This is a genomic window from Natronococcus sp. CG52 (assembly GCF_023913515.1).
GTDB lineage: Archaea > Halobacteriota > Halobacteria > Halobacteriales > Natrialbaceae > Natronococcus > Natronococcus zhouii.
In genome coordinates, this window is the sequence record NZ_CP099391.1 from 2,053,966 (window position 1) to 2,068,268 (window position 14,303).

Below are 14,303 nucleotides of genomic sequence, written 5' to 3' on the forward strand. Positions count from 1 at the left end.
TACTGAAAGTGAGATTGTAAAAGTTGTGGTTCCGTACCGAACCGTCGTATCCGACCCGGAGAACGCGTCGGACCACGTTACTGGGGTCGGAAATCGAACACTCGTACGTTATCGTACCGATCTACGCATCGAACGTAACGATATCCAACGCGCGAGCGGGAGATGTCGAACGTGGGGCCGGACTGGTGGATAACGAAATCGTTTTCCTACGGCTACCGCTTGAATCGACTAACAACCAGAGACATGAGTGTACAACGACGGTCACTCGGAGGGAGACGCCGTGGCGGCTGAACGGATACTCGTCCCGCTGTCGGAGACGGTGACCGTCCGGCAGACAGTCGGCTACGCGGTCCGGTCCAGTCTCGAGCGCGCCGACTCGCTCGAGTGTCATCTGATCGTCGCGTTACCGAACGACAGGGAGATGCCGGAGGGACAGAGCGAGATCGACGAGGCCAGATCGCTGCTCTCGAAAGCGGAGAACTGGGTCGAGGAAGACGTCGGTACCTCGTCGGTAACGGTCGAAACGGCCGTTCTCGGGAGAGATGAGTACCTCTTCGGCCCGCGGGATTTCGCCGAGGTGTTCGCGGCGTACGCCGAGGAACACGACATCGACCGCGTCGTCCTCGATCCCGAGTACGAACCCGGGGCGTCGGCCGGAATGCTCCACCCCCTGGAGCGCGAACTCGAGGCCGCCGGCCTGCCGTACGACGAGGCACCGGTCGAGCGGCCGGCGCGCCACGAGCGGCTGATCGGCGACGGAACCCAGCGGTTCGACCGGCTGTTCGCGATGTTCTGGATCTCGTACGGGTTCTACCTCGTGCTCGGCGACCCGACCTACTGGTTCGACCTGGTGACCGGTGCGGCAGTCGCGGGGATCGTCTCGGTCTCGCTCGCTCACATCACGTTCACGTTCCCGCTCGGTCGCGTCCAGTCGCCGCTCCGGACGCTCCGGTTCGCGATCTACGTCCCCTACCTGATCTGGGAGATCGTCAAAGCGAACCTCGCGATCTCGATCGTCATCCTGCGGCCGTCGATGCCGATCGATCCGAAACTGACGCGGGTCAACGCGCGCGTCAGGAGCGGCCTGCCGCTGCTCGCCCTGGCCAACAGCATCACGCTCACGCCGGGAACGCTTACCGTTCGGGCCGACGATCAGCGGCTGATCGTCCACACGCTGATTGAGAGCGCGCGTGAGGACCTCTTCGACGGCTCGCTCGAGCGGGCGGTCCGGTTCGTCTTCCACGGTCGCGAGTCGGCGGCGATCTCGTCGCCGAGCGAGCGCGGCGACGCGAAGATCGTCAGAGGTGACGACCCGTGATTCCGAGCGGCGTCACGCTCGAGGAGGTGTTCCTCGCCGCAGCGGCGCTGTTCGTCGTCCTCGCGATCGTGATGTTCTACCGGGCCGTCGCCGGTCCGACCACTCAGGATCGGCTGCTCGCGGTGAACGTCCTCGGGACCAACACCGTCGTAATCCTCGCGCTGCTCGCTGCCGGACTCGACGAGCCGCGGTTCCTCGACGTCGCCCTGATCTACGCCCTGCTCAACTTCCTGATGGCGATCGCCATCTCGAAGTTCACTGTCGAGCGAGGTGGTGTGCTGTGATCGAGTCGATTCGGTTCTGGGCGATCGTCATCCTGGTTGCCTTCGGACTGTTCTTCACGTTCGTCTCCGCGATAGGCGTGCTCCGCCTGCCGGACGTTTACTCGCGTGCGCACACCGCCTCACAGACGGACACGCTGGGAGCGGGGCTCGCGCTCGCCGCCGTCGCGCTGGCGCTCGGTTGGCAGAACGCGACCGTCTACACCGTGCTGTTGCTGTTCTTCGTGTTCATCACGAATCCGACCGCGGCCCACGCGATCGCCCGCTCCGCCGCGGAGACCGGTATCGATCCCTGGACGAGCGACGCCGACGAGGAGGGTGAATCGCGATGAGCGCGATCGCCTATACGCTCGTCGTGTTCATCCTCTTAGCAGCGATCGCGACGGCGCTGTTCCGCGACGTCCTGTCGGCGATCATCGTCTTCGCGGCCTACAGCCTCGGAATGGCGATCCTCTACACGTACCTGCTCGCACCCGACGTCGCGATGACCGAAGCCGCGATCGGCGCCGGCGTGACGACGATCCTTCTGCTATTGACGATCGCGCGAACAACCCGTCCGCCCACGGACGAGATTTTCGAGCGGATCAACGTCCCGGCAGTGATCGTCGTCGGTGCGTTCGTGCTCGTGCTCGCAACGCTGCTTCCCGATATGTACGCCATCGGGGCCGAAGACGCGCCGATCTGGGGCGGGGGAGTCCTCACCGACACGCCGTCGGCCTACTACGTTCAGGAAGCGTACGACGACACCCACGCCCACAACGCCGTGAGCGCAGTGCTCGCCTCCTACCGTGGGTTCGACACCTTTGGCGAGGCGGTCGTCGTCTTCGCGGCCGGCGTCGCCGTACTGCTCGTACTGAAACGGGAGGTGTTCGTGTGATGTCCCGATCCGAATCACACGACGATACCTACACGGAAAGCCAGGTGATCATGACCGCCGTCAGGATCATCGCACCGTTTACGCTGACGTACGGAATGTTCCTGAGCCTCCACGGCACCGACACCCCGGGCGGGAGCTTCCAGGGTGGCACCATTATCGGCGTCACCGTGCTCATGATCGCCTTCGCGTTCGGGATCGAACCGACCCGAAAGTGGGTGAAAAACTCGTTCGTCGTCGGACTCGTCACCGGCGGCGTTACGATCTTCATCGGGACCGGTCTCGCCGCCGTCGCGCTCGGCGGGAACTTCCTCGAGTACGATGCGTTCGTCGACACCTTCGGCATCGCTCACTACTGGGGGATGGAGGCGATCGAGGTCGGCGGCGTCGCGCTGATCGTCGCCGGCGTCATCATGACGCTGTTCTTCGCGACGGCGTCGGGTTTCACTCCGACCAGCCGCAGCTCGGGTCGACGCGAGGTGAGCGACGATGATTGAGTGGACCCTCGAGATCCTGGCGACGCGATACGCTTACGCCCTGATGTTCATCCTGATGGGGCTCGGAATGTACATGATGATCGCCAATCAGAACCTCGTGAAGAAGCTGATCGGCGTCAACCTCTTCCAGACCGCGATCTTCCTCTTTTTCGTCGCGATCGCCTACGTCGAGGGCGGCTCCGCGCCGATCGTCCCCGCGGAGGGAGGCGAATCGGTCGCCAGTCCGCTCCCGCAGGTGATCGTCCTGACTGCCATCGTCGTCGGAATCGCGCTTACGGCTGTCGGGCTCGCGCTGATCGTCCGCATTCACGCGGAGTACGGAACGCTCCGCGAGGACACTCTCAGGGAGGTGCGCGCCGATGAGTAACGCCGAACTCCTCCCTCCCCTGCTGATCGCGATGCCGATCCTCGCAGCCGTCGTCCCGATCGCGCTCGGTCTGTGGTTCGACCGGACCGGCTGGTCGGTCGCCGCGCTGACGACGGTCGGCCTGTTCGCCGCGACGGCCTACCTCGCGAGCGCCGTTCGCACCGCTGACGACGCACAGATCACCCACGTACTCGGAGGCTGGAACGAACCGCAGGGGATCGGCATCGAACTCGTCGCCGATCCGTTCTCGACGCTGATCGCGCTGCTCGTGACCGTGATCGCTGCGAGCCTGCTCGCGTACACGCGCGCTGGCGGCCCGCGCGGGAACGCCTTCTATACCGGTTACCTGCTGCTGGTCGGCGGCCTGCTCGGGATCTTGATGACCGGCGACGTCTTCAACATGTTCGTCTTCCTCGAGATCGTCGGCCTGGCGACGTACGCGATGATCTCGAGCGGCGACGGCCCCGAATCCGCGGTCGCGGCGCTGAAGTACCTCATCCTCGGGACCGTCGGCGCGTCGCTGTACCTGATCGGCGTCGGCTTCCTGTTCATGGCGACCGGCGCGCTAAACATGGAGGTTCTCGGCGAGGCGATTCCGCAGATCGCGGACGAGGGCGGCAGCGACCTGACGCTGCTGCGCGCGGCCTTCGCGTTCGTCTTCGTCGGCTTCGCGCTCAAGGTCGCCCAGTGGCCGCTGCACGCCTGGCAGCCCGACGCCTACCAGCACGCTCCCGACGGGATCACGCCGCTGATCGCAGCGCTGGTCTCGACCGTCTACGCGTACGCGCTCGGCCGCGTGATGTTCACCGTCTTCGGCGTCGAGTTCATGGCGACGACGCCGTACCTGCAGGAGATCGTCGTCACCGTCGGCGCCGTCAGCGTGCTCGCGGGGAGCACGCTCGCGGTCGTCCAGCAGGACGTCAAGCGGATGTTCGCCTACTCGTCGGTCTCCCAGTTCGGCCTCGTCATCGCCGCCTACGGTTCGCTTACCGAGACGGCGCTGGTCGGCGCGGTGATCCACCTGATCGGCCACGGCGTTATGAAGGCCGGCCTGTTCGTCGCCGCCGCAGTGATCGCACTCAGCTACGGCGCCCGATCCGTCGACGAATACGCCGGCCTCGCCGAGAACAGGCCCCTCGCCGCCGGTTCGACGGCCGTCTTACTGGTCGCCTTGATCGGCATTCCACCCTCCGCCGGCTTCGTCGGTAAGTGGTACATCGCCGTCGGAGCGATCGAGGCCGAGCTGTGGCCGATCGCGGGCGTGATCTTCCTCAGCACAATGCTCACGCTGGCGTACGCCGCCAGGCTGCTCGAGAAGATGTACTTCACGCCGGCGACGCCGGTCGAATCGGCCCATCCGCCCGGTGTTGCAACCGATGGAGGGCTTCTGACCGGCAGCGATCGAATGGAACGGGGATCGCCCGACGCGGTCTCGCTCGGAATGCTCGTCCTGCTCGTCGGAATCGTCGTCGCCGCCGTCCTGCTCGGGTTCGCCGGCGGTGCGTTCTACGAGTGGCTCGAGCCGTTTACTTCGGAGGTGTTCAACTAGATGACTGATCCGTCCGTACTGCCGCTCGCCGCCGTCCTCGTCTCGGCGGTTGCGATGGTTCTGATTATCGCGTCGTATCGCTATCCGAACGTCCGCGAGGGCTGGTCGGTGCTTGCCGCACTGACAAAGTTCGGCATCGTCGCCAGCATGCTGCCCGGCGTGATGGACGGCACCGTTTACTACTGGAGCCTGAACGAGTCCCTCGGCGTCGAGTTGCTCGCCGGGATCGACTTCGTACTCCGCGCCGATCCGCTCGGCATGCTGTTCGCGATGCTCGCCAGCTTCCTCTGGATCTTCACCTCGTTCTACGCCGCGGGCTACATGCGCGGGCTCGACGAGCACGCACAGACTCGATTTTTCGCCTCCTTCGCGGCGAGTCTGTCGACGGCGATCGGCATCGCCTTCGCCGGGAATCTGGTGACGATCTTCATCTTCTACGAACTCCTGTCGCTCGTCACTTACCCGCTGGTCGCCCACAACGAGGACGACGAGGCCCGCATCGCCGGCCGGAAGTACCTCACGTACACGTTCTTCGGCGGCGGCGTCTTCCTGCTCGCCGGGACGGTGCTGGTCTACTGGCTCACCCAGCAGGCCGGCGATCCGACGGTCGCGTTCGAGTCCGGCGGCATCGAGATTCTCGCCGAGGCAGCACAGGCCGATCCGGCGTTCGCGCAGGCCGCGTTCTACCTGCTGATCGCCGGTTTCGGCGTCAAGGCCGCGGTGATGCCCTTGCACTCCTGGCTCGCGGACGCGATGGTCGCGCCGACCCCCGTTTCGGGGCTGCTGCACGCAGTCGCAGTCGTCAAGTCCGGCGCGTTCGGCGTCGCTCGAGTCATCCTCGAGGTCTACGGCCCGGGACTCATCCGCGACCTTCCGCTTTCCGTGCCGGGTATCGGAGAAGTCGGGCTGAACGTCCCGGTCGCCATCCTGGCCGCCTTTACGTTGACTGCAGCCAGCATCATCGCGATGCGAAAGGACCACCTCAAGCGCCGGCTCGCGTTCTCGACGACGGCGCAACTGTCGTACATCGTGCTCGGACTCTCGATGCTGCATCCGTACGCGATCCTCGGGGCGCTGTTCCACATCCCCGCCCACGCGTTCGGGAAGCTCACCCTGTTCTTCTGTGCGGGAGCCGTTCACGTCGAGACCCACACCGACTACGTCAGCGAGATGGCCGGCATCGGCAAGCGGATGCCGCTGACGATGTCCGCCTTCGCCATCGGCGCCGCCGGGATGGCCGGAATGCCGCTGATCGCCGGCTTCGTCAGCAAGTTCTACATGCTGATCGGTGCCGGTTCGGTCGGCGGCGGCTACTGGATCTTCGCCTCGGCGTTGATCCTCTCCGGAATTCTCAACATCGCCTACCTCTGGCCGGTCGTCTACACGGCCTTCTTCGAGAGCGAGGAGCGCTACGACGCGAAACCGCTTCTCGAGTTCCCGCTCGGCGGTGAACGGCGAGGTCAGGCCGCAGACGCGGACGAAGCGCACGTTGCCACGGACGGCGGCGAATCCGAGCGCGGAGACGAGAACGGGAACGAGGACCGCGACGGCGAGAGGTACGAGTACGCCGTCGACAAGTATCCCAGCGATCACACGGTCTCCGACGAGGCGGTGCGAAACGACGCGGCGGTCCGTCGGGTCGATCACCACGGCGACCGCGACGATCACCACACGGGCGGCCCGCCGACCGGCGGCTGGGAACGGCATTCGCCGTTCGACGAAAGCACGTGGCTCATGCTCGTACCGATTGCAGTGATCGCTACGGGTGCGGTTGTCCTCGGCGTCGTTCCGGACGCCGCAGTCTTTCTCGAACTCGCCAATTATATCGTCGAGGAAGTCACGGGGGTGACCATCTTATGACGGGTGCGGACGTCCTGACCGCAGCGTATCCTCCGGCCCTGGTACTCGCCGCGGCGGTGCTCGTGCTCGTCCTTCCGCGGACGATCGGCTTCGCCGCGAGCGCTCTCAGCCTGCTCGGAGTGTTGATAGTCTCGCTGTTCGTCCCCGAGGGCTCGCACCTCACCGTCACGTTCCTCGGATTCTCGGACGTGCAGCCGTTCCTCGTCGACGACTTCAGTCGACTGGTGGGCGCGGGCCTCGGCTTTCTCGGCACCTTCGCCGTCCTGTACGCCTACTCGACCGACGCCAGCGATCGAATGCTAGCGATCGCGTTGACGTACATGGCGTCATGTATCGCAGCGGTGTTCGCGGGCGACTGGCTCTCGCTCGTGTTCGTCTGGGAAATCATGGCGCTCACGAGCACGGTCCTGGTGTGGCACCACGGCGGTGACGCCGTCCGGGCGGGGTTCCGATACGCCATCGCTCACGGTATCGGAGGGACACTCGTCCTCTTCGCCGTCGTCGCCCACTACGTTCAGGTCGGTTCGTTCGTTTACGGTGAGGGAGCGACCGGGATCGCGGTCGGCCTGCCCTCGATGCTGGCCGCCCTCGGGATCGGCGTCAACTGCGCGTTCATCGGCTTGCACACGTGGCTCCCGGACACCTACCCGCGCCCGCACATCACCGCGTCGGTGTTCCTCTCGGTGTTCACGACGAAGACGAGCGCGTACGTCCTCTACCGGGCGTTCCCGGACGGAGAACTCGTCCTCGCCTACATGGGCGGGCTGATGGCCGTCTACGGGGCGGGCTTCGCACTGCTTCAGCACGACATGCGAGCCCTGCTGTCGTATCACATCCAGGCTCAGGTCGGCTACATGGTCGCCGGGATCGGGATCGGGAGCACGCTCGCAGCCGCCGGCGCGATGGGGCACCTGTTCAACAACATTCTGTACAAGAGCCTGCTGTTCATGGCCGTCGGCGTCATCATCTACCGAACCGGCGAGGAGGACCTGTACGAACTCGGCGGGCTGTGGCGCGAGATGCCGCTCACCGCGGCCGGGTTCGCTCTCGGGGCGCTCTCGATCACCGCCGTTCCCGGCTTTAACGGGTTCATCAGCAAGGGAATGATCCTCGACGCCGCTGATCCCGGCTACTACGGCGCGCCCGAGTACGAACCGGTGTACTACCTGCTGCTGCTCGGCGCGATCGGAACGTTCCTCTCGTTCATCAAACTCGGCTACTACGCGTTCCTCCACGGCGAGAGCGACCTCGAGGTGGCGGACGCCAACACCGGACAGACGATCGCCATGCTTACCGTCGGCGGCGCGTGTCTCCTCCTCGGCGTCTGGTGGCAGGGATTCGTCGACTTCCTGCCCGGAATCGAGGGGACGGCGTTCGAGTACCCCGGCGGTGAGAGCCACCTCCACCCGTACAGTACGGGTCACCTGACCGAGAGCGCGGGCCTGCTGGTCGTTTCTCTCGTCGGGTTCGCGATCATCCGCAAGCCGCTCTCGAAGCTCGACTTCTCCGATCCGGCGACGGTGGTGGCTCCCCTGACGTACCACCTCGGCCGAACGTCGATGCTCGCGATCACCGACCTCTACGCCGCCGTCGACAACGCCGTCGTCAACTTCGTTACGAGCTGTTACTGGATCGGGAACAACCCGGCACTCGCGGTCGACGCGACGGCTCGTCGGCTTCCCAACTGGGTCGTCGACGTCGAGGAACACCGGCCCGCCGACGGCGGTCGTCCGTCGACGATCCACCTCCGCGCGAGCGTCGGACTCACCGTCCTGTTGCTCACGATCATCCTCACGATCGTGCTGTGGCTGCTCGTCTCCTGACGGCGTCGACGGTCGCGGTTTCTCTCCTCGTCTATCCTCGATCTCGAGACCGAGAGAACAGTCCGTCCCGTCCGGAAACTTCCGGACCCCTTCAGCTCGATTCCGTGTCGTCCTGCACGCTCGAGTCGACCGAGTCGATCGTCTCGAACACCGGCCGGCGTTCCGGAACGGCGATCGATTGCTCGAGAACCGACGCGCGAAGCGCCGGGCTGGCACTCGAGGCCTCGCGCCTGTACCCGATCACCTGGTCGCCGCGAACGCCACGCGGCGTCAGGTAGTCACCGTCGACGTCGACGCCGGCCTCCTCGCAGAGTCGTCGCAGGACCGATCTGGCACCCTCGGCCGTGATCGCGGGCGGTGCGATCGCTCGCTCGCGGGCGACCTCGCTGGCCGTCGCATCCGACAGCAGCGTCTCGATCTCGTCCTCGTCGTGGCCTCGTTCTTTCAGAACCGTTCTGACGCGACGGGCGATCGACGGCGCGTGTCGGGTCGGAAACAGCGGCCAGTCGTTCGACGGCGGGTCGAGAACCACCCGATATCGACGCAAGGGCGTTCGGGCCGCTGCGCCGAGCAGCACGTCCTCGAGGCGCTGGGACCTGCCGAGCACGCGGATCGTCCCCGTGTAGAAGTCGACGTCGTCCCAGGTCGCGCCCGTCCGCCGGTCGTCCTCGGGGACTCGGAACAGTTCGGCGCCGCGGACGTCCGAGTGGGCCAGCAACGCGACCAGAGCGTACTCCCGCAGTCTGGTACGGCGCTCGTTCCGATCGAACGCCTCGCCCGAGGATTCGAGCGCGCGCTCGCGGACGTAGCCCTCGAGTTCGCGGCGCCGGTCGGCGGTCCACCCCTCGCGTTCGTCGCGATTCGTCGCCGTCGGCAGTGCGCTTTCGGCCGTCTCGACCGCCGCCGGATTCGTCTCGAGGATTCCGCCGCGAACGCACCACGAGAGAAACGCCCGGACGACGGCGTAGTAGGTGCCGGCCGTCGAGGCGGTGTACGCGCCTCGATCGGTTCGTTCCCGAAGCTCCTCGGCGTACGACCGCATGTGGTCGGTTTCGACTGCGAACAGCGACCGGGTTCCGTGTTCGTCCTCGAGCCACTCGGCCCACCGCCGGAGGATCGACTCGGCGTTCGCCGCGTAGGTCCCCGCTCCGGGGCCGTCGGGGTCGCCGACGGCTTTCCGCTGAAGGTAGGTATCGACCGCGTCCGTGATCGCGACCTCGGTCACGACGCGACCACCTCGGCGGTCGACTCCGGCGCCGCCACCGTCGGTCGACGACGCGAGCGAGCGACGCGAAAACGCCGTCGCTCGAGGCGGCCCGTCGAACCCATCGTGTGATCGTCGCCGGCGTTCATCTCGTTCGAATGCTACCGCCGTGTCACCCTAAATCTGGCTACCGCCGGATCGACCGATCGGTCGAACGGCCGATCCGATGTCGCACCGTCACCGCTCGAGCGAGAGCTCCTCCGTCTCCACGCCCGCCCGTTCGGCCCGCTCGTTAGCGTCGATCAGTTGCTCGAGTTTCGCCTCGAACTCCGTTTCCGTGAGGTCGCCGGCTGCGTATCGTTCCTGAAGCGTCGTCACGGGGTCGGTCGCCTCCCGTTCACTGCGGATTTCGTCGCTGTCGTCGGTCGATCCGACCCGCTGTGTGAGATACCACACGAGAAAGACGCTCACCACGAGCAAGGCGGTTATCGCGACGGCGTAGATCGGGCCGGCGAAGAGCAGTGCCGCGATGATGACGACGTCCGCCAGAACGAACTTGATGGCGAAGATCTCCGTGAGGCTGTAGCCGCCGTCGGCACGATCGCTGCCCATACTCGAGGTACGGTACGTGGCAAAATAACTGTACGCCGACGATTCCCGCTACTCGTGATTGCACCCGCTATTCGAGCGTCTCGGGGTTTCTCTCGCGGTTCGCTTATGGGGGAAGCGCAGCTAGCATTCGGTATACCGGTATGGAGTTTATGACGGCGTTCCGAACGAAACGCTTCTCGATCGAGCGCCAGTTGCCGCCAAAGAACCGAAGAAGCGCCGCTCGGCGCAGGTTCTCGTTCGATCCGGCTTCGAAACGGGAAACGATCGCATCAAATCGAAGGAGAGCCGAGTAACTGAGTCGGATCGCAGCTTCGTTCCGCAACTTGCGGTTCGACACCGCTCGTTCCACCTCCTCGAGTCGACCGGATCGCCGGGGACCGGCATCGATTGCCCGCTCGAGCGGGATCGTCGACGGTTTCAACCGGGGTGGAACGCTCGAGCAACCGGATCGCGAGGGAGTGGGATCCGTTGATCTGAAACGAAGCTCGTCCTTCTGGCCTCGTTGAAATCCAGTTCTCCAGACATAGTTTTGTCTGAAACAGCTGTTACGTAGAGAGTGCGGAAGTACCTGTTTCTCGTCGGGTTCGCTCGCGTTGCTCGCTCACCTCTCCTCGAAAAATCTACGCTAAAAAGGCCGCTCGCTCCCGTCGATCGCTCGCGGGTGCAGCACTCGTGGCTCGACCGCAGCGGTAACGCCTTCACCTGTACGTAACACAATTGGTGAATCCGTCTCAACAACAGAGAGGTTCGACAGAGCCGTTCAGCCGCACTTCGGAACAAGCAACCCACCCAAACCGGTTCGAGAGCAAACATTCGGCTGGCGAACCGGTCCAGTTTCGTATCTCGACTACAGTTCGCCACCGATCGTTCTTCTTCCGTCGACACAGCCGGATCACCGGAGAGCGGTAGCGATACCTGCCACAATCGTGGTCGTCGTCGGCTTCAATCGGGTTGAGCTGCGCATTCGGCGGCAGCTCTCAAAACGCGCGTCGAACCGGTATTCGATTACCAATCGTAGTCGCGACTCGAGACCGCGTTCGTACCGAACTCGGGATGGACACTGCGTGCGGCCGGCAGTAGTGGCCGTCTCGAGCGGCCGCTCCGCCGTCCCACAGTACGATACTACATTCGGTAAATCGCATAGCGCCATACAAAATACGGTCGTCGGTGCTCGCTTCGCTCGAGCGAGCCGTCCTCGGGCTACTTCTCGTTGGCTGTGAGGACCTTGCCGGCGGCGACGGTCTTCCCCCTGTCGCGGATCGCGAAGCTTCCGGGTTCGGGAATCTCGCCGGACGGCTCGATGCTGAGCGGCTTCTGTGGGCGGACGGTTACGACGGCTGCGTCTCCGGCCTGGATGAAGTCGGGATCCTCCTCGGCGACCTCGCCACTTTCCGGATCCACCTTCCCGTCGAGAGACTCGATCGTCCCGGCGACCTGTGCGGTGTGGGCGTGGAACGCTATAGTAACAACTGAAACGATTCACACACCGATCGCACTGTCCGCGGTTCGGAGCGAAGCAAGCGAGAACCGCGCACCCGTCGTGCGGTCGGGTGTGCATTGACTTTCAGTGGCTACTATAGGTGTAGTCGGCGGTGATGTCCGAGGGGTGCTGCATGACGACGACCTGCGCCTGGAACGTCTCGGCGACGCTTGGCGGATCGTCCGCGGGACCACAGACGTCGCCGCGACGGATGTCGTCCTCGCCGACGCCGCGGACGTTGAGCCCGACGTTGTCGTCGGGTCCGGCCTTCGGCACTTCCTCGTGGTGCATCTCGATCGTCTTCACTTCGCCACCGACGCCCGACGGCTGGAACGAGACGCTGTCCCCGTTCTGCATCCGTCCGGTTTCGACCCGGCCGACCGGGACCGTTCCGATCCCGGATATCGTGTATTTGTCAACAGCTAACATATCAAGTGCGGTCGCGGAGAGCCCGTTACCTCGGTCAGAGTCCGACGCAGACGAGGGATCTTCTGGTCGTTCGAAACGTGCGCTGTTGGATGGTCGATGCCAGTATGAGGGAAACGCCGGTCGATGGCCGCTCGACGCACCCGACCATGGACGACACCACATATAGATGGGTTCGCTCCCGGAAGTTTGATAGGATCAATTATGGCAGACTCAGAGGCAAAGACAGCCCGATCGGAGTGGGGGACTCGGTTCGGATTTTTGATGGCGATGGTTGGCGGGATGATCGGTGCTGGAAACATCTGGCGATTTCCATACATCATGGGGGAGAACGGAGGCGGTGCGTTCGTTCTCGCTTTCGCCTCGCTATTGTTTGTCCTCGCAGCACCCGGACTGATGGCGGAAGTGGCGTTGGGCCGGTACACGAACAAGGGAGTCATCGGCGCGTTCCGTGATATCGTCGGTCCGGGGGGACTGGCCGGGTTCGGCGTCGTAGTCCTGTTAGTAAACATCGCCCTCATGTCGTACTACGCCCCCGTGATCGGGTGGACGCTGTACTACGCCGTCCACTCGCTGTTGTTTACGTTCACGGCATCCGGCTTCCAAGCCGAAGCCTTCATGAACGAGCTCTTCGCGAACTCGAGTCTCATGATCGGGCTGCACACGCTCGTAATGGGAAGTATCGCCGGCATTCTCCTGCTCGGGATCCGACGAGGGCTCGAGCGGATCGTCGTGTACGCCGTGCCGGCACTGGTGGTTTCGCTGGTGGTCGTGATGATCCGCGGGCTCACGCTTCCCGGTGCCGCCGATGGGATCGCGTTTGCGTTTACCGTCGACTGGACGTACCTCACCTACAGCAGTACCTGGATCGCGGCGCTCGGGCAGGCGCTGTTCTCGACGGGACTCGGCTGGGGGATCGCCCTGACCGTCGGCAGCTACCTCCGGGAGTACGACGATGCCCCGCTCGGGGGCGGTCTCTTCACTGCAGTCGGTGACTCGAGCGTCGGTATCCTTGCAGCGCTCGCGATTTTCCCGGTCGTTTTCGCAGTCGACGGGGTCGAACCGGACGCAGGCGCCGGGCTCACGTTCGTCTCGCTCGTGCAGGTCTTCCCCGAGATTCCGCTGGGAGGACTCGTTGCGATCGTGTTTTTCATCGGATTCTTTCTTGCGACGTTTACGTCGGGACTGGTTATCACCGAAGTCGGCGTGACGACCGTCTCCGAGGAAACGCGATTCACTCGCACACAGACGGTTCTCGGCGTTTGCGGACTTATCTGGCTGCTCGGCCTGCCGAGTGCTTATTCCGTTGAAATCCTCGACTACATCGATTTCATTATCGGCAGCTGGGCGCTGCCGCTCGCGACACTGTCGATTATCACTGCTATCGGTTGGATATTGAGTCCCGATCGGCTCCGATTGCTCGCGGTTAATCGGAACGCCGGCATTTATATCGGTAGCTGGTGGAATCCGGTCATCAAGTACATCATTCCCGCTGTAATGATTTTCATCATGGGCTACTACGCCTACGACGAGTTCGGCTCTCCCGAAATGATCGGCGGTGCAGTCATCCTCGTTACGTTCCCGATTATCAGCTACGCGATCATGTCCGTCGTGGATCGGGATCAAACGAACGCCGATTCCGGAGCGGCGGCCGCTCCGGGAGGTGACGACTAATGGCGGTGTCAGTCGACGTCCTCGCAATGCTTGCGTTCACGCTGGTGACGTTCTGGGGTATCGCCGGCTGGGCGCTCGTCCGAACCCTTCGACAGGAAGGACGGAAAGTCGAAATCCTGGATCAGCAGGATCGAATGGATACGTACTCTCCGGCGGCGCTCGCGGAGCTGCGCGAGTGGATCGAGAACAACCCGAACGATCCGCTGGCCGATCAAGCTCGGCACCAGCACAACGAGTGCGTCGACGTCCTCGAGGAAACCGATCGACACTTCTACGACTGGAGTCGAGAGGAAATCGAATCGCTCGATCGGCTGTAACCACTCCTCCGGAGTTCGATC

General features: G+C 64.1%; 14 protein-coding genes and 2 pseudogenes. 11 read left to right on the plus strand and 5 right to left on the minus strand.

The window, feature by feature from the left end:
- Positions 1-280: 280 nt before the first annotated feature.
- Genes NED97_RS10410 through NED97_RS10450 form a run of 9 tightly spaced genes read left to right on the plus strand, consistent with a single transcriptional unit; the run spans position 281 to position 8,569 of the window.
- Complete coding sequence (locus tag NED97_RS10410; RefSeq protein ID WP_252486980.1) at positions 281-1,318, plus strand: monovalent cation/H+ antiporter subunit E; 1,038 nt, start codon at positions 281-283, stop codon at positions 1,316-1,318.
- Positions 1,315-1,602: a cation:proton antiporter gene (locus NED97_RS10415; RefSeq protein WP_252486981.1), complete on the plus strand. Its 288-nt coding sequence runs from the start codon at positions 1,315-1,317 to the stop codon at positions 1,600-1,602. Before NED97_RS10410 ends, NED97_RS10415 begins: the two co-directional genes overlap by 4 nt.
- Positions 1,599-1,931, plus strand: coding sequence for a monovalent cation/H(+) antiporter subunit G (mnhG, locus tag NED97_RS10420; protein WP_252486982.1), 333 nt, complete (start codon positions 1,599-1,601; stop codon positions 1,929-1,931). Before NED97_RS10415 ends, mnhG begins: the two co-directional genes overlap by 4 nt.
- Positions 1,928-2,476 (plus strand): DUF4040 domain-containing protein, encoded by a 549-nt coding sequence (locus tag NED97_RS10425; RefSeq protein ID WP_252486983.1) that lies wholly within the window; start codon positions 1,928-1,930, stop codon positions 2,474-2,476. Before mnhG ends, NED97_RS10425 begins: the two co-directional genes overlap by 4 nt.
- Positions 2,476-2,970, plus strand: a complete 495-nt coding sequence (locus NED97_RS10430; protein WP_252486984.1) for an MnhB domain-containing protein — start codon at positions 2,476-2,478, stop codon at positions 2,968-2,970. The genes NED97_RS10425 and NED97_RS10430 overlap by 1 nt, the downstream gene beginning before the upstream one ends.
- A complete protein-coding gene (locus NED97_RS10435; protein ID WP_252486985.1) occupies positions 2,963-3,337 on the plus strand; it encodes a cation:proton antiporter subunit C in 375 nt (124 codons plus the stop codon). The genes NED97_RS10430 and NED97_RS10435 overlap by 8 nt, the downstream gene beginning before the upstream one ends.
- Positions 3,330-4,886, plus strand: a complete 1,557-nt coding sequence (locus NED97_RS10440; protein WP_252486986.1) for a proton-conducting transporter transmembrane domain-containing protein — start codon at positions 3,330-3,332, stop codon at positions 4,884-4,886. The genes NED97_RS10435 and NED97_RS10440 overlap by 8 nt, the downstream gene beginning before the upstream one ends.
- Entirely contained in the window at positions 4,887-6,746 is a 1,860-nt protein-coding gene (locus NED97_RS10445) for a proton-conducting transporter transmembrane domain-containing protein (RefSeq protein ID WP_252486987.1), read from the plus strand.
- The gene (locus tag NED97_RS10450; protein ID WP_252486988.1) at positions 6,743-8,569 is read left to right on the plus strand and encodes a Na(+)/H(+) antiporter subunit D; all 1,827 of its coding nucleotides are present in this window, start codon (positions 6,743-6,745) and stop codon (positions 8,567-8,569) included. The genes NED97_RS10445 and NED97_RS10450 overlap by 4 nt, the downstream gene beginning before the upstream one ends.
- A gap of 91 nt (positions 8,570-8,660) precedes the next feature.
- Here NED97_RS10450 and NED97_RS10455 read toward each other — a convergent pair whose 3' ends face one another.
- The 5 genes and pseudogenes from NED97_RS10455 to NED97_RS10470 all read right to left on the minus strand — a co-directional run.
- On the minus strand, positions 8,661-9,794 hold the full coding sequence (locus NED97_RS10455) for a tyrosine-type recombinase/integrase (protein ID WP_252486989.1): 1,134 nt from the start codon (positions 9,792-9,794) through the stop codon (positions 8,661-8,663).
- Complete coding sequence (locus NED97_RS23095) at positions 9,791-9,922, minus strand: hypothetical protein (protein ID WP_256493247.1); 132 nt, start codon at positions 9,920-9,922, stop codon at positions 9,791-9,793. The genes NED97_RS10455 and NED97_RS23095 overlap by 4 nt, the downstream gene beginning before the upstream one ends.
- Before the next feature lie 88 nt (positions 9,923-10,010).
- Positions 10,011-10,385, minus strand: coding sequence for an SHOCT domain-containing protein (locus NED97_RS10460; RefSeq protein ID WP_252486990.1), 375 nt, complete (start codon positions 10,383-10,385; stop codon positions 10,011-10,013).
- Between the two features lie 1,200 nt (positions 10,386-11,585).
- Positions 11,586-11,840 (minus strand): annotated as a pseudogene (locus NED97_RS10465) (elongation factor 1-alpha C-terminal domain-related protein); the annotation flags it as partial.
- Between the two features lie 120 nt (positions 11,841-11,960).
- Positions 11,961-12,282 (minus strand): annotated as a pseudogene (locus NED97_RS10470) (EF-Tu/IF-2/RF-3 family GTPase); the annotation flags it as partial.
- 273 nt (positions 12,283-12,555) lie between these two features.
- On the opposite strand from NED97_RS10470, the gene NED97_RS10475 reads away from it, so the two are divergent.
- Together NED97_RS10475 and NED97_RS10480 are read left to right on the plus strand one after the other, a co-directional pair.
- Entirely contained in the window at positions 12,556-13,965 is a 1,410-nt protein-coding gene (locus NED97_RS10475) for a sodium-dependent transporter (protein ID WP_252486991.1), read from the plus strand.
- On the plus strand, positions 13,965-14,282 hold the full coding sequence (locus NED97_RS10480; RefSeq protein WP_252486992.1) for a hypothetical protein: 318 nt from the start codon (positions 13,965-13,967) through the stop codon (positions 14,280-14,282). Before NED97_RS10475 ends, NED97_RS10480 begins: the two co-directional genes overlap by 1 nt.
- The last annotated feature ends 21 nt before the right edge of the window (positions 14,283-14,303 follow it).

Excerpts from the sequence above, each read along its gene's own strand:
- NED97_RS10440 (WP_252486986.1), top strand. The coding sequence starts at position 3,330 with ATGAGTAACGCCGAACTCCTCCCTCCCCTGCTGATCGCGATGCCGATC.
- NED97_RS10475 (WP_252486991.1), top strand. The coding sequence starts at position 12,556 with ATGGCGATGGTTGGCGGGATGATCGGTGCTGGAAACATCTGGCGATTT.
- NED97_RS10445 (WP_252486987.1), top strand. The coding sequence starts at position 4,887 with ATGACTGATCCGTCCGTACTGCCGCTCGCCGCCGTCCTCGTCTCGGCG.
- NED97_RS10450 (WP_252486988.1), top strand. The coding sequence starts at position 6,743 with ATGACGGGTGCGGACGTCCTGACCGCAGCGTATCCTCCGGCCCTGGTA.
- NED97_RS10460 (WP_252486990.1), bottom strand. The coding sequence starts at position 10,385 with ATGGGCAGCGATCGTGCCGACGGCGGCTACAGCCTCACGGAGATCTTC.
- NED97_RS10425 (WP_252486983.1), top strand. The coding sequence starts at position 1,928 with ATGAGCGCGATCGCCTATACGCTCGTCGTGTTCATCCTCTTAGCAGCG.
- NED97_RS10435 (WP_252486985.1), top strand. The coding sequence starts at position 2,963 with ATGATTGAGTGGACCCTCGAGATCCTGGCGACGCGATACGCTTACGCC.
- NED97_RS23095 (WP_256493247.1), bottom strand. The coding sequence starts at position 9,922 with ATGAACGCCGGCGACGATCACACGATGGGTTCGACGGGCCGCCTCGAG.
- NED97_RS10480 (WP_252486992.1), top strand. The coding sequence starts at position 13,965 with ATGGCGGTGTCAGTCGACGTCCTCGCAATGCTTGCGTTCACGCTGGTG.
- NED97_RS10430 (WP_252486984.1), top strand. The coding sequence starts at position 2,476 with ATGTCCCGATCCGAATCACACGACGATACCTACACGGAAAGCCAGGTG.